Origin of the sequence: Sphingomonas sp. ERG5 (assembly GCF_000803065.1) — a bacterium.
Taxonomy (GTDB): domain Bacteria; phylum Pseudomonadota; class Alphaproteobacteria; order Sphingomonadales; family Sphingomonadaceae; genus Sphingomonas.
This window is the reverse complement of sequence record NZ_JSXI01000027.1, coordinates 44,975-64,539: the sequence shown is the minus strand read 5'-3', so window position 1 is coordinate 64,539 and position 19,565 is coordinate 44,975. Positions and strand designations below refer to the sequence as shown.

Here is a 19,565-nt window from a genome sequence, read left to right as displayed (position 1 = left end):
GGGAAAATGAGCCCGACTGAATTGAGCGTCGCGTTCTTCCTGCAGATGTTTGTCATTGTCGCCGCCTGCCGTTTGACGGGGTGGTTGATGAAGCGCCTGTTTGATCAGCCACAGGTGATCGGCGAGATGATCGCCGGCATTATCCTGGGCCCTTCCCTGTTCGGATTGATCGCGCCCGACCTGCAGCATTTCCTGTTTCCCAAGGACACCAAATCGGTCCTCTATGTCGGCGCTCAGCTCGGCATCGGGCTGTACATGTTCCTCGTCGGCCTCGGGTTCCGCACCGACCATTTCAGGTCCAACGCCCGCAGTGCGGTGGCGGTATCGGTGTCGGGCATGATCGCGCCGTTCCTCGTCGCTGTGGCGCTCACGCCCTGGCTGTTGACCCTTGGCCTGTTCGGAACCGGCATCGGCGCAATGCAGGCGACATTGTTCATGGGTGCGGCGATCTCGATCACCGCCTTCCCGGTGCTTGCGCGGATCGTGCAGGAGCGCGGATTGTCCCGGACGCCGCTTGGTGCCCTCTCGCTTTCGGCCGGGGCGATCGACGATGCCGGTGCCTGGACCGTGCTGGCGATCGTGCTGGCCAGCTTTGGCGGTGGCCCCGCCCTGGCGATGAAGGCGGTGATCGGCGGTGGCCTGTTCGCCTTTTTCATGCTGACCCTGGGCTCGCGGTTGCTGGCGCCGCTCGCACGCTGGGCCGAGCGCGACGGGCGGGTCACACCGCCGTTACTCGCAACGGTCATCGGATTGTTCATGCTGAGCGCCTGGGCGATGGATGCGGCCGGGCTTCATTCGGTATTCGGCGGTTTTCTGCTGGGCGTGGCGATGCCACGCGGCCTGTTGAGCAACGAGCTCAAGAAACAGCTCGAGCCATTCACCATCGCCTTGCTGGTGCCGATGTTCTTTACTTTTTCCGGCCTGAACACGCAGCTTTCGATGGTGAGCAGCATCGAACTGGCCGCCGTGGCCGGCGTGATCCTCGCTGGATCGATCCTTGCCAAGGGCGGTGCCTGCTGGGCCGCCGCCCGCCTTACCGGACAGGATAATCCGACCGCGATGGCGGTGGGAGCGCTGATGAACGCGCGCGGGCTGATGGAGCTCATCATCATCAACATCGGACTGCAGAAGGGAATCATCGGCCCTGCGCTATTCTCCATGCTGGTGATCATGGCGCTGGTCACGACATTGATGGCGTCACCGTTGTTCGAGCTGGTTTATGGCCGAAAGGCACGGGCGAGCGGCGTGCTGGGCGCACTGAACGAAGACGAGGAGGCGGTCGCGCCGCCGACCGTCGCGCCGATCGTCTGACCTGCAGGTTCGAAGAGAGAGTCACAAGGCGCGATCGTCGGGGATCGCCGAATTGAAGCCAAGATGAGGGAGTTCAACGCGATGCTCTGCAATCACATCCTCGGCAGCGATGACGCCGCCCTGACTCAGCCATGCCTCAAGCAATGATCGGCAGGGACAAGCAAACGCGCCGGATCGTGATCGCGGGCGGTGGAACTGCGGGTTGGATGATGGCGGCAGCGATCGCGCGAACGCTGGGCGCCGCTGTCGACCTGACCATCGTCGAATCCGAAGCGATCGGGACGATCGGAGTCGGAGAATCGACCATTCCACCGCTGGTGAATTTCAACCGTATCCTGGGAATCCCCGAGCCCGAATTCATGCGGGAGACCCAGGCGACATTCAAGCTGGGCATCCTGTTCGACAATTGGAAGCAGGACGGAGACCGGTATTTCCACAGCTTCGGACTGTCGGGAAAGGATCATTGGTCAGCGGGCTTCCAGCATTTCTGGCTTCACGGCCGGACGCGCGGGCACGAACAATCCTATGACGATTATTGCCTGGAACTGGTGGCCGGGTTGCAGGGCAAATTCGCGCACCTGCCCGACGACCGGATGAACTATGCCTATCATGTCGATGCCACGCTCTATGGCCGGTATTTGCGCAAGCTGGCCGAAGCGGACGGTGCGAAACGCATCGAGGGCAAGATCGCCCGTGTGGAGCTGGATGGGGAAAGCGGCGACATCGCCGCGCTGGTGCTGGAAGGCGATCGCCGGATCGAAGGCGACTTCTTCATCGACTGCACCGGTTTCCGCGGATTGCTGATCGAGGGCGCATTGCATGCCGGTTTCGAGGACTGGACCCATTGGCTGCCGAACGATTCCGCCATCGCACTGCAGACCAGGCATCTCGGGCCGCCGCAACCCTATACCCAGGCGATCGCGCATGATGCCGGGTGGCAGTGGCGCATCCCGTTGCAGCATCGCATGGGCAGCGGCATCGTTTATTGCAGCCGTTATCTCTCACGCGATGCGGCGCTCGATCGACTGGTCTCCAGCGTGGGCGAACCGCTGATCGAGCCCATCCATCTCAGCTTCAAGGGCGGCGTGCGGCGGCGGCAATGGTATCGCAACTGTGTCGCGGTCGGGCTGGCTGGCGGTTTTGTCGAGCCGCTCGAGGCAACCACCGTTCATCTCATCCAGCGCGCCGTGCTGCGCATCATCCGGCTGATGCCGAACGGTCGGGTCAGCGAACGCGACGCCGCGGAATTCAACGAACAGCAATTGCAGGACATCACGCAAATCCGTGACTTCATCATCCTGCACTATAAGGCGACCGAGCGCCGCGACAGCCCGTTCTGGCGGCATTGCATCGACATGGAGATTCCGGACTCGCTCGCCCAAAAGATCGAACTGTTCCGCGAGACCGGCCGTGTTTTCCGCAAGAATGAGGAGCTGTTCGCGGAAAACAGCTGGGTGCAGGTGATGATGGGGCAAGGGATCATGCCGCGCGCCTATCACCCGATCGCGGAGAAGCTGGGCGCGGAGGAACTGAATCGGCTGCTCACGACCTTGCGCGACACTGTCGCCAGAACCGTCGCCACGCTGCCCGCGCATCAGGCTTATGTGGAACAATATTGTCGCGCTGCACCGCCGCCGCCGCGGACCATGGCCTGACTGCCGAACCGATCGCGGTTCTAGCCGGCGGTAAGAGCGCCCGCGCGCGCTTGAACGAGCGCCACCTCGGTGTCGGTCATGGGCTCACCGATATTGGGGTTGCCTTTTCCGGTCGTGATCAGCTGGCCCAGGCTTTGGATATAGGTGGTCCAGCCGTCGTGGCAGATGTCGTAGCATTCATAGTCTGGGACCAGACCGACATGCGTGAACCGGACCTCCGTCTGGTCGCCGATGCGGGCGATCTCGAAGACCATGCTGGTGCCTGTCCACTCGGTCGTATCCCGAGTGAAGCTGAAATAATTGTCGAGCACGAGCCAGGCGATTTTTTTGCCGGGGACCATCTCGGTCACCGCAAGGTCGCACCGATGCAGATCAAGTGCGGCATAAGTGAATCGGGCGCCGACCCGGTCGGCATTGCCGACAATGCCGTGGGACCACCAACCGCGGACATTGTTGATCGCCGCGACGACGGTTTCCGGGCTTTGGTCCACGGTGAAGCGGATGGTGAAGTTGCGATCGGTCATGATTGTGTCCTGTCTTTTGAACATGATGGGGGCGGGCCGGCAGCGCCGGCCCCGGCGTCAATCGCCCTTGTTCGAGATATGGACGTCGTTCGGGAACGGCGCGCCGCGCCCGGTTTCCACGAATGCCTTCAGGCTCATCAGGAACATCGCCCATTTGGTGCTGCAATGGTGCATGAACTCGGACGCTTCCTTCCAGTCCTTGTGCTTGAAGAGGAGGATGGTGAAATCATCGTCCTGGGCGAGGTCGAAGCTCAGCTTGCTGCCACCCCAGGCGTCAGGACCGGAGGCGACCTCCCACAGGACATGCTTGTCGGCGTCGAGCTCGGCGATCTTCATGTCGATGGCGCCGCGATCGGCGAAACGGAAATGGATGAGGCTTCCGACCTTGCCTTCACCTTTCGTATCGGTGGTCCACCATCCGGCAAGGCCATCCATCGTGGTCAGGGCCTTGTAGGTTTCGGCCGGCGACGCTTTGATCGCGACCTTGTGCAGAATATCAGGCATTTAAAGTATCCTCTGGGTGCAGCCGCACTGCGGCGGTGAGATCGAGGTAAGGCCGGAGCGCCGGGCAGTGAGAGTGACAATCGTGTCGGGATTTGAATGGACTCGCTGATCACCGCCGCGGCGCGGGCGCTGGCCAGCGGCGACATTCTCGGCGCGCTCAATCGCATCGCATTGCGCGAGGATGCGCCGGCACTCGCGCTGCGCGGCATCGCCATGGCGCAACTCGGCGACCTTGATCGCGCCAAGGCATTGCTGATCAGGGCGGAGCGCGCCTTTGGCCCGAACGAGCCAGTGGCGCGGGCACGGTGCGTCGTCGCCCAAGCCGAGATCGCGCTGGTATCGCGCGACCTTGGCTGGCCGGCAAAGTCGCTGGGCGCGGCGCAGGCATTGCTCGAAGCGCGCGGCGATGTGCTGAACGCCGCGCATGCCCGGCACCTCGAAATCCGGCGCTTCGTCCTGATCGGTCGGCTGGACGAGGCTGAGCGCCTGCTCGCCGACCTCGATCCCAGACCCTTCCCGCCCGCGTCACGCGCAGCTCATGAACTGGTCATCGCCGGAATCGCGATGCGGCGCCTCCGCACGGAACAGGCACGCATCGCGCTGGTCAGGGCCAGGCAGGCCGCACGCTATGCGCTCATTCCCGGGCTCAGGGCTGAAGTCGAGACAGCCGTCGATCTCCTGGCCAAGCCGGCGGCGCGCCTCATCGCGCGAGGTGAGGAGCGGCTCTTGCTGCTTGAGGACGTCGAAGCGCTGCTGGCGACCGACGCGCTGGTGATCGATGCCTGCCGGTACGTGGTGCGGCGGAAAGACATCAGAGTGTCGCTGGCGACGCGTCCGGTGTTGTTCGCACTTGCGCTCGCGCTTGGCCGGGCATGGCCGGGCGACGTTACGCGGGATGCGCTCGTCCGGCACGCGTTCCGGGCGAAAGAGGCCGATGAATCGCACCGCATGCGCCTGCGCGTCGAGATCGGCCGGCTGCGCAGGGAGCTCAAAGCCTTTGCCGAGGTGACCGCGACCAAGCGCGGATTTGCCCTCACGCCGCACGGTGCGAGTGACATCGTGGTGCTGGCCCCACCCGTCGATGATGAACATGCAGCGGTGCTCGCATTCCTTGCGGATGGCGAGGCATGGTCGAGCTCAGCGCTGGCGCTCGCGCTCGATGCGAGTCAGCGGACCGTTCAGCGCGCGCTTGAGACGCTGGCCGCAGCCGGCAAGGCCCAGCCCTATGGCAATGGGCGCGCCCGGCGCTGGATCGCCCCGCCGCCCACCGGATTCACGACAAGCTTGTTACTCCCCGGTCCGCTGCCGGGCGGCTAAGGTGTCGGCAAGGAGAGAGACATGAAGCAATCGGCAGCTGAGATTATCCGCGAATACGGCCCCTTCCCCGGCGTGGCGGCGGTGCACGGCGTTTCCTATGACGGCCAGCGTGTCTGGTTCGCCGCTGGCGACACGCTGAACGCGTTCGATCCGGAAAACGGCGATGTCGTGCGATCGATCGATCTCGCCGCGCATGCCGGCACCGCCTTTGACGGCGAGCATTTGTTCCAGATCGCCGAGGACCGCATCCAGAAGATCGACTTCAGGACCGGCGAATTGGTCGCGACGATCCCGGCCCCGGGCGGCGGCGGCGACTCCGGCCTCGCCTTTGCCGAAGGGATGCTTTGGGTGGGCGAGTATCAAGCCCGCAAGATTCATCAGGTCGACCCGAAAACGGGGAAGGTTCTGCGCAGCATCGACTCCAATCGCTTCGTCACTGGCGTGACCTGGGCGGATGGCGATCTGTGGCATGGCACCTGGGAAGGTGACAACAGCGATCTGCGGCGCATCGACCCCAAAACGGGAGAGATACTCGAAACGATCGAGATGCCTGGAGATGCCATGATATCGGGGCTGGAGTTTGACGGCATCGACCGATTTTTCTGCGGTGGTGGCGCCAGCGGCAAAGTGCGGGTCGTTGCCCGGCCAGTGTGAAGCAGCGCTACCGACGATCGTCCCGCAAGGCCCGATTGCCTTGGCCATTTGACAACTCAGCCGGGTTCGGAGTCCGTATCCGCCGCCGGCGCATCGCCATAAACCACCCCATGCCGTCGCGGGAATGAAGACAGCGCGCGTTGCCAGCGTTCGCTGTCGGTCAGCCGCGACTGGATGATCTTCAATTTCTCCCAGCCCGGGATGCCATGGATCACCGCGCGGGCGGAGGCGACCAGTTCGGGATGCATGAACGGGCTGAAGGTGACCTGGCGCAGCACGGCCGGGCCGATATCGATATGCAGCGCCGTGACCGGTTCGACCGCATGCCCGACGACGCGCAATTCGGCCTCGTCGATGAAACCGCGGCGTTTCAGGAACGGCAGGCTGTGAATATCCGATGCGTCGATCTTGGCGATCTCGTCGATCTTCACATAGCGCATCGGCGCGAACAGGCAGTGCGGGGTAGCGGCGATCACCTGTTCGAAATGCGCGCGGTCGAACTGGACGCAGACGCCGGAAGTATCGCCGGCAAATACCTGCCAGTGATGGAATGTCTCGGGCGCCTCGGTCAGGCAGATCGCGCCGACAAAGCCGTAGTGCATCGTCTCCTGGTACACCTCCATCGAACGGCGGTCATTGGCGTCCTTCCAAGTCGAATAGCTGACCAGGGTCAGGCGCCGATTGAGCAAGGTGTCGAGCAGCACCGGCAGGCTGGTGTAGCGCCGCAGCGGTTTCGGTGACGGGCCAGCGGGCGATGGAGCAGCGCGTGGCGCAACGGGTGGCGATGATACAGCTTTGGCCATGGAGGCGACATACACTGCCGAGTTCGGCTATGGAACGCCCCACCCTGCCCCGGAAGATGGTTCGATGCCCCTGCTCCCCGTGACCCGATCGATCGCCATCGACAGCGACGAACTGGAAGAAAGCTTCGCCCGGTCCTCGGGCCCCGGCGGCCAATCGGTCAACACCACCGATTCAGCGGTGATGCTGCGCTTCGACGTGCGCAATTCACCCAATCTGCCCGAAATGGTGAAGGCGCGGCTGGAATTGCTCGCGGGAAGCCGGCTGACTCGCGACGGCGTGCTGGTGTTGAAAAGCGAAGGCGCGCGGTCGCAATTGCTCAACCGCCAGGAAGTGCGCGAACGGTTGTTCGAGCTGATCCGCGAAGCGACGATCGTGCCAAAGAAGCGCCGCCCGACCCGACCGTCCAAGGCGGCCAAGGCACGGCGCATGGAAGGCAAGGCCAAGCGGTCGACGGTGAAGAGCTTGCGCGGCAAGCCGATCGATTGAACGACAACGGGGTTTCGTCGACGCAGGCCGCCCGTCACTCGATCGCCAGAATCACATGGCTCGCCTTGATCAGCGCGAGTGCGTGACTGCCGATCCGGAGGTCCAGCGCTTCGGCGCTCTCGCGCGTCACGGTCGCGGTCAACGTTTTGCCTTCACTCATTTCGAGCACGATCTCGCTGCTCACCGGGCCGTCCTCGCGCCGGACCACAGTGCCCGCGAGCGTGTTGCGCGCCGAGGTGCGCAGCGACGCATCGCCCTGCGCCAGGATGACGAAGCTCGACTTGATCAGCGCGAGCGCGATCTTGCTGGGGGCGAGATCGAGGTCGATCGCGCTTTCCCGCGTGATGATCGCGACGATCTCGACGCCGGGCGCGATCTCGAGCACGATCTCGGCATTGACCGCACCGGGCGTGACGCGGGTGACCGTACCGCGCAATGTGTTGCGTGCACTCGTCTTCATGGCGATTCCCCATAATAATGGCTTGAGCGACAGCCCATGCGCCAGCTCGGTTTCGAGCCGCGCCATGGTGCCGGCGAGTTCTGCCTCGGCCGCATCATAGGCGTCGAGCACGATCTCGCCAGCCGGGGTGATCAGGCTCGTACCGCCATCCTTGCCGCCGGCCGAAGGCAGCACCAATGGGCGATCGAACAGATTGTTGAGGATCTGCACCGCGTCCCAGGCCGACTTATAGCTGAGGCCAATGTCGCGCGCGGCCTGGCTGATCGAACCGCCACGACGAATGGCGCGGAGCAGCGCGATGCGATCGGCACCCACTCGCCCTGCCTGCGGCTTTTGCAGCGTGATGGTAGCATGCACGCCGTCAATCGAACCGGACGAGTCTTGATCAGGAGGCACGGTCATGCCTCCCTATACTCATCGCTGCGCGCGAAACGTAATCCCGATGGTGCGCGGGTCGCTGGGCGTTGCCAGGATCAGGCCGGAATTACCCGCCTGGATAGTGACGTTCTGGATATAATCCTTGTCGAACAGGTTGCGCGCGAACACCGCCAGTTCCCAGCCATGCGCGGAGTGGAAGCCGATGCTGCCATTGACCACGGTATAGCCGTCGATGACGGTATAGGCCGATCCCGTCGGATCGCCGAGCTGGCGGGTGCGGGTGTTGGAATCCGCGTGCAGAAAGGCACTGCCGATAGCGCCAAGCGGCTGGGTGTAGTCGGCGCCCAGCGTATAGGCCCATTTCGGCAGGCTGGGCAGTTGCTGGCCGGTCAGATCGCAGACCGTGGTGCTGTTGCCGATCCGCTCGATCGGGCACGGCCCCGCCGGATAAGAGGCGTATTTGCCATCGGCATAGGCAACGCTCGCCCGCAATGTCAGATTGGACGTGACGGCGGCGGTCGCATCGGTCTCGAACCCCTTGACCGTCACGCGCGGGATGTTGGCGAGATAGGTGCGCAGCGCCGCTGCCGCGCGCTGATCGGTGACATTGGCCTGGAAGTCGGTCACCCGCGTGTAGAAGCCATCGATGTTGAAGATCAGCCGCCGGTCGAACAGCCGCGTCTTCAGGCCGATCTCATAATTGGTATTTTGTTCGGGGCGGACGACGGCGGTGTTGAGCGCGGGCAGGTTCGCGCCATTGAGCGGCAGGCCCGACATATTGATCCCGCCCGACTTTGCGCCGCGCGCGAAGCTCGCATAGCCAAGCACGTCATCGGTGAAGGCGTAGGTGATGTTGGCCCGGCCGGTCAGGCTGCCGTCATTGACCTTCGCCTTATAGCTCTGGCCGCGCAGGATCGAGAGCTTGGCGTTGATCAGCGCAGTGTTGCCGGTCGGCAATCCACCGAACACGAAAGTGTCGTAGCTGCCCTTCTTATCCTCATAGGTGTAGCGCAGGCCGCCGGTCAGCGTCAGCCGATCGATCGGGCGCCAATTGACCTCGCCGAACGCTGCATAGCTGTTCGACTGGAAATCGGTGCGGCCGTCAGTGCCATAACCGTCAAGCAAAGTACCGGGCACTGGTGTCGGCGGCGGGGTTGGCGTGCCCGCCGGGCTACCCGGTGGAATCGGCGTGGCCGTGGTCGGGCCGATCAGCCAATAGGCGGCGTCGGCGCCATAGATCGAGATCGGCCGCCCGATGACGCGCTGGCGGAAGAAATAGAGCCCGCCGACATAGCTCAGCGCGCCGTCGCCATTCGATGCGAAACGCAGTTCCTGGCTGAACTGATCCTGGCGCGACGGGATGTGTTGCTCGGTCTGGATCTGGATGCCGGTATAATCGCGGTCATTCGCCGCATCCCAGTTCCAGAAGCGCCACGCGCTGACCGACGTGAGCGTGACCGGCCCGACATTCCAGTCGGCGATCGCCGCAACGCCGCCTTCATTGGTCTTCACGCCGAGTTTCGCGTCGATGTCGGTCTTGCGGTCATAGGGATTGAGGCTCGGCGGCGTATAGCCGAAATGCGCTGCAAGCGCGGGATATTGCCGTGCGGGCGTGCGCAGCGTTCCGGGCCGTTCGGCGACACGGTAATAGACCTGAGTGCAGCAATTGCTTTCGAAATTGGTGAAGTCGGCGCTGAGGCGGATCGACAGGTCTTCGGACGGCCGGAACAGCAATTGTCCGCGGATCGCCTGATTGCCGATCGCATTGTTGTGGCCGCCGGTACGCACATTGTCGATCACGCCATCGCGCCGCGTGCTGACCACCGACAGGCGGCCGGCAACCGTATCGCCGACCAGCGCACCGGACACCGCCGCCTTGGCCTGGACGAAGTTGAAGCTGCCATAGCTGAGCTCCGCTGTCCCTTCGGTATCGAAAGTCGGCGCGCGCGTGGTGATGTTGATCGCGCCGGCAGTGCTGTTCTTGCCGAACAACGTGCCCTGCGGCCCACGTAGGACCTCGACCCGCTCGATATCGCTGAAGTCGAACGCCGCGGTCGCGGGCCGGGCATGATAGACCTGATCGACATAATAGCCGACGCCCGGTTCAAGCCCGTCATTGGCCTGGCTGACCGCCACCACACTGCTGCCGAGGCCGCGAATGGTGAAGGCGGTGTTGCGTGGATTGGCCGAGCTGTAGTTCAGCGCGGGGACCAGCTGCGACAATTGCTGCGTATTGACGGTGTAGGACCGGTCGAGCAGCGCGCCGCTGATGACCGACAGGCTGCCGGGAATTTTCTGCGCGTCCTCGGCACGACGGCGCGCCGTGACCAATATGTCCATATCGCTGTCCGCCGCATCGGCCGGCTGGGCTTCATCGGTGACGGTCGGGGCAGCGCTCGACGGCGTGACCGGCGTTTTCGCCAGTGCGGCGGTCGGCAGGCAGACGCTGGCGAGCAACAACAACTTCCCGAATGACGCGGCCATGATGTTTCCCCGTTATGGTGCTGAGCCACATAACGATTTTACGATAATCCGCGAGAGACTAATTGGATCGGATTCTGTCTGAATGGTGCGATGGACGACTTCCCGCTCCAGGGGCCGAACGCCTCGCGCGCATCGCTCATTGCGCTTTCCTCGCAAGGGACCGCCGGGTATCAGCGTCCATCGAACGGGATGGGGAACACGATGGATCGTCACGTCATTGAATTCGGGATGGACCACGATCTGGCGTTCTCCGGAAGCGAGAAGACGCTGGCTCCTGGCTTCATCGACTATAACGCTCCGGGGTCACCCGCCCCCTTCTACACCGCGCTGGTCACCGCACGATCGGAACAGGGCGCCGCCCAGAATGCCGCCGGCGCGTTCATCGCCGGCGAAGCTCCCTATGGCGACAGCTTTGTCGCCAGCTTCAAACAACTGCCGGCACCGATCCACGACTTCCCGAAAATCGCGGCGCTATATTGCCAGCCAGTCGGCGATGCCGTCGCCTGGCGTGACGGGTTACGGGAAGCAATACGGGTCCTCCTGGCCGAGTATGGTATGGCCGTCAGCTATTTCAGCGATCCGGCCTATCTCGCCGATATCGATCGGCTGTGGCTGAGCTATTTCGCCCTGGTCGCGCTGCCCGGCTATAATCGGCAGCTGCTCGCCGAAATCGCGCTTGCGCTATGGCTGGCACATGCGATTGCGGCGACAGTCGATCGGCCCGACCGTGAGCCATCGGCGCTTACGCCGGCCCAGCTCTCTTCACTGATGTATGCGACGATTGTCCTGCCGTCGGAAATTTTTCCACTCGCTCCCGCGGAATAAAGGTCGCCCCCGGGCAAACCGCACGTTGCAGAATCCCCGATCTCGCTTCACCTTAGGTGATGGCCATCTATCGACGCGATGCAATCGCCCCCGAATGGGAACCCGCTCCCTGGCCCATGGCTGCGGATGCAGCCGATGCGCAGGAGCGCGGTTTTCACCGGCGCGCGACCACGCCCATCGTGTGGCAGCGGTTGCCCTGGAAAACCTTTCCGCCCGAAGGTATTTTTGGCGAGCAGGAGGATTGGTTCCGCGCAGCTGATGTGGAGTTTTTCGCCTCGTTCGGGGGCGAGGACCTGCTTCTCATCCAAAATTGCTGGTTCGGATGGCCGGATCCCCCGGAATGGGGTTTGGCGTCGCGCCCTGGCGGTGAGGGCGTCGACTGGGCGCGTTGGGGCCATTTCCGCGACCTGCCGACATCCTGGGAAATGCCGAACGAAACCACGCCCGAAATGAACGCGAACGTCAGAGCGTAAACCCGGCCTCTGCAAACCGCGCCGGCAAGGGCGCCTCGGCGATGATCGGATCCTTGCCCTCGCGCGGCACGGTAAGCGATGCGGCATGCAGCAGGCTATGCTTGCCGCCGCTACCATAGATCGGATCGCCGACCACCGGTGCGCCGAGCACTTCGGCCGCATGGACGCGGATCTGATGGGTACGGCCGGTTTCGGGCGTGAACTCGACGAAGGAGCGACCATCCTTGACCGCAAGCAAGCGCCAGCCGGTGCGTGCCGCCTTGCCGGCGGGATCGCCACGCATGCGCCAGCCATCCTCCGCCGTGCTGGTCTTGCCCAGCGCCAGGTCGATCATGCCGCTTTCACCTTCGGGCACGCCTTCGAGCACCGCGAGATAGCGTTTCTTGACCAAGCCTTGCTCGAACGCCTGCTGGAAGCGGGCATGCGCCTTGGGATTGCGCGACAGGAGCAGGCAACCCGAGGTGTCACGGTCGAGCCGATGGACCGCGACCGGCCAGCGCTTGAAGCCGAACTTCAGGCCGTCGAGATGGTTTTCAAGGCTGATCGAGCCATCGCGCGGGCGATCGACCGGAAGCCCGGCGGGTTTGTCGATGACCAGCGCTTCGCCGTCGAGAAACAGAACATGATTTGCAAGCATGACACGCCCTTGCCACTCCGCGCGCGCTCATGCCAGAGGAACAGGCGTGCGAACCCTATTGAAACATCTCATCGCCCTTGCCGCTTGCGCGGCCGGGCTGATCCCCACACTCGCGCTTGCCGCACCCGTGCAGCTCTGCGTCGACCAGATCGCCTTTCCCAGCGCCGACGGCCGCGTCCTTGGCCATTTGCCTTATGGCGATGCCTTGACGTCGGACATGGTCGCCGCGCCACCAGGCTTTGCGCTTGGCCAATGCCTGATCCAGCGCGCCGCCGCGGTCGACCTGACCCGGCTGATCCGCGCGACGCGTGAAGTACCCGAAATTGCCGGCACGTTGCGCGCAGTGTCGTGCTACCGGTCGATCGAGCGGCAACGCGCGGTGTTCTGCGGCCCCGTCGGCCCCGGCAAGCTGTACGCCAATGCGCTCGAACGCGCGCGGGTCGTGGCGCCGCCGGGATATAGCGAGCATTCGACCGGCTATGCAGTGGATTTCGGCCTGCGCCCCGCGCCCGGCTGCCCCGATGTCGATGCCTGCATCTCGCTGACTCCGGCGGGCCGCTGGCTGCTGGCGCATGCGCGAGAATATGGTTTCGAACTGTCGTTCCCGATCGGCAATCCGCAAGCCGTCACCTGGGAGCCGTGGCACTGGCGCTGGGTGGGAACGTCACCGAAAGCGTCCGGTGCCGCGACCGCCCGCGCGGTCTTCGCCAAGGCCCGTACGAGCTTCCCGGCCAAGCCCGCAGTGGTCGACACCGCAGATTCCTGGCTGCACATCATGCGCCAGCCGCCCAATCCCTTTGCGCCGATATCGACACCAACAGCCGCGCCGATACCGACGCCAATCAAGCCCTGATACGCGAACGGCCGACCGACCCATTGGGATCGACCGGCCGTCGAGATGCGGATCAGTGGTTCAGGCGGCGAGCTTGGCCGCGGTTTCGGCGATGCGCTTGCCTTGATAGCGCGCACCATCGAGTTCGGTCGCACTGGGCTGGCGGCTGCCATTGCCATCGGCGATCGTCGTCGCACCATAAGGCGATCCGCCCTTGACCTCATCCACGCCCATCTGGCCCTGGAAACCATAATCGAGCCCGACGATGGTCAGGCCGAAGTGCAGCATATTGGTGATGATCGAGAACAGGGTGGTCTCCTGACCGCCATGCTGAGTCGCGGTCGAGGTGAAGGCACCGCCGACCTTGCCGTGCAGCGCACCGCTCATCCACAGCCCGCCGGCCTGATCGAGGAACGACGCCATCTGGCTGGGCATGCGCCCAAACCGGGTCGGTGCGCCGATCACGATCGCGTCGTAATTGGCCAGCGCGCTGATTCCCTCGATCACCGGGTGCGAGATATCCGCCTTGAAGCCCGCGGCGGCGGCAACTTCGGGCGGTGCGGTTTCGGGAACGCGACGGATATCCACCTCGGCACCGCCAGCGCGCGCACCTTCAGCGACGGCGTCCGCCATCTGCTCGAGATGGCCGTAGGACGAGTAATAGAGCACGAGAACCTTGGTCATGGGACATTTCCTTTCGGTTGATGAGTGCCCCCCTCCCGCCATCAGGGGTCAAAGCGGGAGGGGGTTGGGAAGGGCCGATCAAGAGGGGGAGCGATCAGGCCCTTCGACTTCCCCGTGGGGGGCGGGGAAGTATGGATTATTGAGAATCCACCAGGACAATCTCGGCATCCTCGATCGCCTTGATCTTGACCGTCTGGCCACCGCCCAGGGCAGCCCCATCGCGCGCGCCGAAGCGCACGCCGTCAATCTCGATCGCGCCAGTGGCGGGGACGAGATAGGCATGGCGCCCCTGGCCCACCGTGTGCGTCAGGCTGTCGCCGGCCTTAACCGTTGCCCCGAGCACCCGGGCATCGGCACGGATCGGGAGCGCGTCCTTGTCCTCGGCAAAACCACTGGCGAGCACTGCGAACCTGCCATCACGACCATCCTTCGGGAATGGCTTGGCCCCCCAGCTTGGCGCACCACCGGTGCGGCTCGGTTCGATCCAGATCTGGAACAATGTAGTGGTTTCGGGTTCGAGATTATATTCGGCATGGCGCACGCCTGTGCCTGCGCTCATCACCTGCACATCGCCCGCGCCGGTGCGACCCTTGTTGCCCATCGAATCCTGATGGGTGATCGCACCGCTGCGCACATAGGTGATGATTTCCATGTCGCGGTGCGGGTGTGGCGGGAAGCCGCTGTTGGCGGCGATCTCGTCGTCGTTCCACACGCGGATCGCGCCCCAGCCCATGCGGCCGGGATCGTGATAGTCGGCAAAGGAAAAATGATGCCGCGCGTTGAGCCAGCCATGATCGGCATGGCCGAGGCTTGCAAAGCTGCGTCGGTCAATCTTTCCCTGCTCCCTGGTTTTTTCCTGAGTGCCGATCATGTCGAAGCTCCTCCTGGGTGTTCATCTGTTGCCGCCAAGATAGAGTTTTTGATCATGCGGTAAATGGAAACACTAGAAACTGATCGTTTCCATTGCTAAGCGTACTACCCGCGTGAGGGAGTTAAAAGATGCGCCTGCCCGATCTCGAAGCCTGGGCGATCTTCGCCAGCGTGGTCGATCACCGATCGTTCAGCGGTGCGGCCGATGCGATCGGCGTGTCCAAGGCAACGGTGTCGAAGGCGATCACCCGATTGGAGGCGCATCTCGGCCAGTCGCTGTTCCATCGCAATTCGCGGCGCCTGACCCTGACCGAAAGCGGCAAAGGCCTTGCCGAACATGCCGCGCGCATCCTCGCCGAAGCCAATGCGGCGGAAGAAGCGGCGCGCGATGCCGCGACCGCGCCAACCGGGCTGGTGCGGATGACCGCCCCCATGACGCTCGGGTTGGCCAAGGTCGCGCCGGCCATCGCGGAATTCCTGACCGCACATCCCGGAATCGAGATCGACCTGCATTTGTCCGACGCCAAGGTCGATATCGTCGCCGAAGGCTTCGACATCGCGCTGCGCATCGCTGATCTGCCCGATTCTTCGCTGCGCGCGCGCCGTCTTGGCGCGATCAAGACGCATATCGTCGCCTCGCCCGCCTATCTCGCCAAGCATGGCCAGCCGACGCATCCGGCCCAGCTCGGCGAGCATCCCTGTTTCGCTTATACCAATGTCACCGGGCCATGGCGTTTCTCCGGTCCCGATGGCGGCGAAGCGGCGGTGCGACCGACCGGCCCGTTGCGCGCCAATAATGGCGACGCCCTGTTGCCGGCGCTCCGCGCGGGGCTCGGCATCGGTACGTTGCCCGACTTCATCGTCGGCGCCGATCTGGCCGACGGCACGCTGGTGGCGATCCTGACCGACTGGCGTGGACCACCGATCGCGCTGCACCTGATGACCCCGCCGAGCAATCTGCGCCCCGCCCGGGTGGAAGCGCTGATCGCCTTCCTGAGCGACCGGTTTCGTAACCTCTGCGATGAATCGCGCCATTGAGATTCCCCGCGACTCGTGGAGTCAGGCCGATTAATTTGAAATTAACCTTTTACCTTCATCACTGATCAGGTTAATGGTTTGTTCGTAGGTTGGGTCGAGCCGAAGGGGGCGCGAACACTGCGACTGACAGGGGAACGGCCGATGCGCGTGTTGCTGATCGAAGACGAGCCGACGACCGCCAAGGCGATCGAGCTCATGCTGACGACCGAAGGGTTCAATGTCTATACGACGGATCTGGGCGAGGAAGGCCTCGATCTGGGCAAGCTGTATGATTACGACATCATCCTGCTCGACCTGAATTTGCCTGATATGCACGGTTACGACGTGCTGAAGAAGCTCCGCGTCGCCCGGGTGCAAACCCCGGTGCTGATCCTGTCGGGCATCAACGAAATGGATTCCAAGGTGCGCAGCTTCGGCTTCGGCGCCGACGATTACGTTACCAAACCCTTCCATCGCGAAGAACTCACCGCCCGCATCCATGCCGTGGTGCGCCGCTCCAAGGGCCATAGCCAGTCGGTCATCCGCACCGGTAAGCTCGCCGTCAATCTCGACGCCAAGACGGTCGAAGTCGATGGCAGCCGCGTCCACCTGACCGGCAAGGAATATGCGATGCTGGAGCTGCTCTCGCTCCGCAAGGGCACGACCCTCACCAAGGAAATGTTCCTCAACCATCTTTATGGCGGGATGGACGAGCCCGAGCTCAAGATCATCGACGTGTTCATCTGCAAGCTGCGCAAGAAGCTCAGCTTGGCCTGTGACGGCGAGAATTATATCGAGACCGTCTGGGGCCGTGGTTATGTGCTGCGCGAGCCGGACGAACTCGGCGAACCGGTTTCCGAAGTCGCCTGAACACTCTCCCGCGTATCAGGGAGTAAAAGACCGCGGCCTCCGGGGGGAGCTGCGGTCTTTTTTGTATCCGATGGGCTGGCGTCCGATCGCCGTTTTACGCGAACAAGCCCGGGGCGACGGTTGCGGAGCGCCTTATTTCCGCTCCCACACCTTCTCGCCCCCCACCCAGGTTTCCTGCACCTTGGTCGCGCGTAGGTCGGTCGGTGACGCAAGCAGCGGATCGCGGTCGACAATGATGAAGTCCGCGCGTTGCCCCACGCCAAGCCGCCCGAACTTGTCCTCGGCGAACCCGGCATAGGCTGCACCCCCGGTGAACGCCCACCAGGCCTGTTCGCGGCTGACGCGCTCCTCGGGGCGCCAGCCACCGAAGGGCTGACCATTCGCGTCCGTCCGCGTGAAGGCAGCGGCCCAGCCGGCAAAGGGATCGGGGCTTTCGACCGGGAAGTCGGAGCCGAACGCCAGTCCGGCGCCATTGCGGAGCATCGAGGCCCAGGCATAGGCGCCGGCGAGGCGCGTTTCGCCGAGCCGTGCCTCGACCATGCCGCGGTCGCTGGTCTGGTGGACCGGCTGCATCGAAGCGATGATGCCATTCTTGCCGAAGCGCGGCAGATCGGCGGGATCGACGATCTGCGCATGCTCGATGCGCCAGCGCCGGTCACCCTTATAGGTGTCGGCCATCGCGTCGATCGCGTTGAGCACTTCGGCATTGGCCCGGTCGCCGATCGCATGGACCGCCACCTGGAACCCATCCATCGCCGCACGGCTCATCAGGTTGCGCATTACATCGTCGGACATGAAGCCCAGGCCCAGTTCCTTCGGCGCATCGGCATAGGGCGCCTTGAGCCAGGCACCGCGCGAACCGAGCGCGCCGTCGGCATAGAGTTTCACGCCGACCATGCGCAGCTTGTCGTTGTAGAGCCAGGGCGTCGGACCATTGCCGGCGATCTGGGTTGCGGGCTCGACACCGGATGAATAGCTGATGATGCGGATGCGCAGCACGTCCCGGTCGCCCATGCGGCGATAGGCGAGCCAATCATCGAGCGTGGTACCCATATCGGCGGTGGCGGTGATGCCGAAGCCGAGCAATATCTCCTGCGCCTTGAGCAGCGCACTATTACGGTCGCGCGGCAGCGGCGGCGGCACGACCTTGGCGATCAGCGCCTGTGCGGCATCGACGAACACGCCATTGGGCAACGGCCCGGTCTTCTCGATCCGTCCCCCTGCGGGCGAAACGCTCTTCGCCGTCACGCCCGCGACCTTCATCGCCATGCTGTTGCCCCAGCTGGCATGACCGTCGGCGCGCGATAGCCAGACCGGACGGTCGCCGACCACCGCGTCGAGATCCGCGGCAGTGGGAAAGCGGCCGAGCCCCCAGGCTTCCTGGTTCCAGCCGCCGCCGAGAATCCACTTCCGCTCGGGATTGGCCGCGGCATAGGCGGCGATCTTCGCTTTCGCCTCGTCGAGCGATTTGGTGCCGGAAAGGTCGAGCTCAAGCGCGCGAAAACCCAGATCCATCACATGGCCATGGGCGTCGATGAAACCGGGCAGCATCACCTTGCCCTTCATGTCGGCGCGCCAGTCGAGCTTTTCCGGGCGCTTTTCACCCTGCTTGAGCAGCTTCACAACCTTGCCGTCGGGGGTCATCAACAGGCCGGTGAACTGGATGACCTTGCCATCCTTGTCCATCGTGATGCCGTTGACATTATCGACCAGCGCGTCAGCCAGAACAGGCGTGGCGGAGAGCGCCAGCGACATGGCCGTCGCGGCCAGAAAGCGCCTCATTTCGGCAACCTCCGCACCAGCGAACTCGTGTCCTGGCGCGCGCCGCCCAGCTTCTGCACTTCGGCATAGAATTGGTCGACCAGCGCCGCGACCGGCAGCACCGCGCCATTCTGCTTCGCTTCATCAAGCGCGAGACCGAGATCCTTGCGCATCCAGTCGACCGCGAAGCCGAAATCGAAGCGGTCCTCGCTCATCGATTGCCAGCGATTGACCATCTGCCAGCTTTGCGCGGCGCCGCCCGAGATCGCATCGAACACCTTGGCCGTGTCGAGATCGCTCGCCTGGGCGAAACGCAATGCCTCGGCCAGGCCTTGCAACACGCCGGCAATGGCAATCTGGTTGACCATCTTGGTCTGTTGCCCCGCACCGGGTCCGCCAACATGGATCGTGCGCGCGGCATAGGCCGCAACAATGGCCTCGGCACGGGCAAAGGCCTGCGGGGACGCTGCCCCGCACATCACCGACAATGCCCCCTTCTCGGCGCCGGCCTGTCCGCCCGACACAGGCGCGTCGACGAATTCGATATCGAATGCCGCTGCGGCGGCGCAAATGTCGCGCGAGATACGCGCCGATACGGTGGTGTGATCGATGATCAGCCCGCCGCGCAATTTCTCCATCGCCGCCGGGCTCTGCAGCAACAGCGCGTCGAGATCCGCATCGTTGCCGACGCAGGTGATCAGCACCTCGACGTCGGCGATGGCGTCGAGCGCGGTCGCGGCGGATCGTCCGCCATAACGCGCCACCCACGCCGCGGCCTTGTCGGGCGAGCGATTATAAACGGTGACATTGTGCCCGGCAGTGACAAGATGCCCCGCCATTGGCGCGCCCATGACGCCGGTTCCGATGAATGCGATTTCAGCCATGGGGTGCGCATAAGCCGTGTTCCCCCGCTGCGCCAGATGGTCTACGCGGCAACGCAATCTCCGTTCGTGCCGAGCTTGTCGACGCACCGCCTTTCTTGCAACGCGGAGAAGGAAAAACGGTCCTTCGACAGGCTC

The 19,565-nt window shown here is 63.9% G+C and carries 20 protein-coding genes; 10 read left to right on the top strand and 10 right to left on the bottom strand.

Features of this window, described 5'->3' with window-relative positions; translation table 11 throughout:
* The first annotated feature begins 6 nt into the window (after positions 1 to 6).
* Both OO12_RS11335 and OO12_RS11330 read left to right on the top strand, forming a co-directional pair.
* Entirely contained in the window at positions 7 to 1,311 is a 1,305-nt protein-coding gene (locus tag OO12_RS11335) for a cation:proton antiporter (RefSeq protein WP_034158798.1), read from the top strand.
* 131 nt (positions 1,312 to 1,442) lie between these two features.
* Positions 1,443 to 2,966, top strand: a complete 1,524-nt coding sequence (locus tag OO12_RS11330; protein ID WP_235364759.1) for a tryptophan halogenase family protein — start codon at positions 1,443 to 1,445, stop codon at positions 2,964 to 2,966.
* Between the two features lie 20 nt (positions 2,967 to 2,986).
* Here OO12_RS11330 and OO12_RS11325 read toward each other — a convergent pair whose 3' ends face one another.
* Both OO12_RS11325 and OO12_RS11320 read right to left on the bottom strand, forming a co-directional pair.
* On the bottom strand, positions 2,987 to 3,490 hold the full coding sequence (locus OO12_RS11325) for an SRPBCC family protein (protein WP_034158847.1): 504 nt from the start codon (positions 3,488 to 3,490) through the stop codon (positions 2,987 to 2,989).
* A 57-nt stretch (positions 3,491 to 3,547) separates the two neighbouring features.
* Positions 3,548 to 3,994: an SRPBCC family protein gene (locus OO12_RS11320; protein ID WP_034158796.1), complete on the bottom strand. Its 447-nt coding sequence runs from the start codon at positions 3,992 to 3,994 to the stop codon at positions 3,548 to 3,550.
* Positions 3,995 to 4,090: 96 nt separating this feature from the next.
* On the opposite strand from OO12_RS11320, the gene OO12_RS11315 reads away from it, so the two are divergent.
* Positions 4,091 to 5,311: a hypothetical protein gene (locus OO12_RS11315; RefSeq protein ID WP_034158795.1), complete on the top strand. Its 1,221-nt coding sequence runs from the start codon at positions 4,091 to 4,093 to the stop codon at positions 5,309 to 5,311.
* A 21-nt stretch (positions 5,312 to 5,332) separates the two neighbouring features.
* Positions 5,333 to 5,965 carry a Vgb family protein gene (locus tag OO12_RS11310; protein ID WP_034158794.1) on the top strand — a complete coding sequence of 211 codons (633 nt, stop codon included), beginning with the start codon at positions 5,333 to 5,335 and terminating at the stop codon, positions 5,963 to 5,965.
* Between the two features lie 56 nt (positions 5,966 to 6,021).
* On the opposite strand, the gene OO12_RS11305 is transcribed toward OO12_RS11310, so the two are convergent.
* Positions 6,022 to 6,768 carry a hypothetical protein gene (locus OO12_RS11305; protein ID WP_034158793.1) on the bottom strand — a complete coding sequence of 249 codons (747 nt, stop codon included), beginning with the start codon at positions 6,766 to 6,768 and terminating at the stop codon, positions 6,022 to 6,024.
* A gap of 64 nt (positions 6,769 to 6,832) precedes the next feature.
* Here OO12_RS11305 and arfB point away from each other — a divergent pair, with 64 nt between their 5' ends.
* A complete protein-coding gene (gene arfB, locus OO12_RS11300) occupies positions 6,833 to 7,255 on the top strand; it encodes an alternative ribosome rescue aminoacyl-tRNA hydrolase ArfB (RefSeq protein WP_034158846.1) in 423 nt (140 codons plus the stop codon).
* A 34-nt stretch (positions 7,256 to 7,289) separates the two neighbouring features.
* On the opposite strand, the gene OO12_RS11295 is transcribed toward arfB, so the two are convergent.
* Together OO12_RS11295 and OO12_RS11290 are read right to left on the bottom strand one after the other, a co-directional pair.
* Positions 7,290 to 8,117, bottom strand: a complete 828-nt coding sequence (locus OO12_RS11295; RefSeq protein ID WP_052215762.1) for a TOBE domain-containing protein — start codon at positions 8,115 to 8,117, stop codon at positions 7,290 to 7,292.
* 12 nt (positions 8,118 to 8,129) lie between these two features.
* Positions 8,130 to 10,577 (bottom strand): TonB-dependent receptor, encoded by a 2,448-nt coding sequence (locus OO12_RS11290; RefSeq protein WP_082006489.1) that lies wholly within the window; start codon positions 10,575 to 10,577, stop codon positions 8,130 to 8,132.
* Between the two features lie 228 nt (positions 10,578 to 10,805).
* On the opposite strand from OO12_RS11290, the gene OO12_RS11285 reads away from it, so the two are divergent.
* Complete coding sequence (locus tag OO12_RS11285; protein ID WP_160296786.1) at positions 10,806 to 11,402, top strand: hypothetical protein; 597 nt, start codon at positions 10,806 to 10,808, stop codon at positions 11,400 to 11,402.
* Between the two features lie 59 nt (positions 11,403 to 11,461).
* A complete protein-coding gene (locus tag OO12_RS11280) occupies positions 11,462 to 11,875 on the top strand; it encodes a hypothetical protein (protein WP_034158791.1) in 414 nt (137 codons plus the stop codon).
* Here OO12_RS11280 and OO12_RS11275 read toward each other — a convergent pair.
* On the bottom strand, positions 11,865 to 12,512 hold the full coding sequence (locus tag OO12_RS11275; RefSeq protein ID WP_034158790.1) for an RluA family pseudouridine synthase: 648 nt from the start codon (positions 12,510 to 12,512) through the stop codon (positions 11,865 to 11,867). The genes OO12_RS11280 and OO12_RS11275 overlap by 11 nt on opposite strands.
* 46 nt (positions 12,513 to 12,558) lie before the next feature.
* Between OO12_RS11275 and OO12_RS11270 the strand changes: the two genes are divergently transcribed.
* Positions 12,559 to 13,365, top strand: a complete 807-nt coding sequence (locus OO12_RS11270) for a M15 family metallopeptidase (protein ID WP_235364758.1) — start codon at positions 12,559 to 12,561, stop codon at positions 13,363 to 13,365.
* Positions 13,366 to 13,425: 60 nt separating this feature from the next.
* Here OO12_RS11270 and wrbA read toward each other — a convergent pair whose 3' ends face one another.
* Both wrbA and OO12_RS11260 read right to left on the bottom strand, forming a co-directional pair.
* Complete coding sequence (wrbA, locus tag OO12_RS11265) at positions 13,426 to 14,028, bottom strand: NAD(P)H:quinone oxidoreductase (RefSeq protein WP_034158789.1); 603 nt, start codon at positions 14,026 to 14,028, stop codon at positions 13,426 to 13,428.
* A gap of 136 nt (positions 14,029 to 14,164) precedes the next feature.
* Entirely contained in the window at positions 14,165 to 14,899 is a 735-nt protein-coding gene (locus OO12_RS11260; protein WP_052215761.1) for a pirin family protein, read from the bottom strand.
* Positions 14,900 to 15,027: 128 nt separating this feature from the next.
* On the opposite strand from OO12_RS11260, the gene OO12_RS11255 reads away from it, so the two are divergent.
* Both OO12_RS11255 and ctrA read left to right on the top strand, forming a co-directional pair.
* A complete protein-coding gene (locus tag OO12_RS11255) occupies positions 15,028 to 15,936 on the top strand; it encodes a LysR family transcriptional regulator (RefSeq protein ID WP_034158788.1) in 909 nt (302 codons plus the stop codon).
* Between the two features lie 141 nt (positions 15,937 to 16,077).
* Complete coding sequence (ctrA, locus tag OO12_RS11250) at positions 16,078 to 16,785, top strand: response regulator transcription factor CtrA (RefSeq protein WP_034158787.1); 708 nt, start codon at positions 16,078 to 16,080, stop codon at positions 16,783 to 16,785.
* Positions 16,786 to 16,917: 132 nt separating this feature from the next.
* Here the strand turns inward: ctrA and OO12_RS11245 are convergent, their stop codons facing one another.
* Complete coding sequence (locus tag OO12_RS11245) at positions 16,918 to 18,567, bottom strand: amidohydrolase (protein WP_034158786.1); 1,650 nt, start codon at positions 18,565 to 18,567, stop codon at positions 16,918 to 16,920.
* Positions 18,564 to 19,430, bottom strand: a complete 867-nt coding sequence (locus OO12_RS11240; RefSeq protein WP_034158785.1) for an NAD(P)-dependent oxidoreductase — start codon at positions 19,428 to 19,430, stop codon at positions 18,564 to 18,566. Before OO12_RS11240 ends, OO12_RS11245 begins: the two co-directional genes overlap by 4 nt.
* Positions 19,431 to 19,565 lie beyond the last annotated feature (135 nt).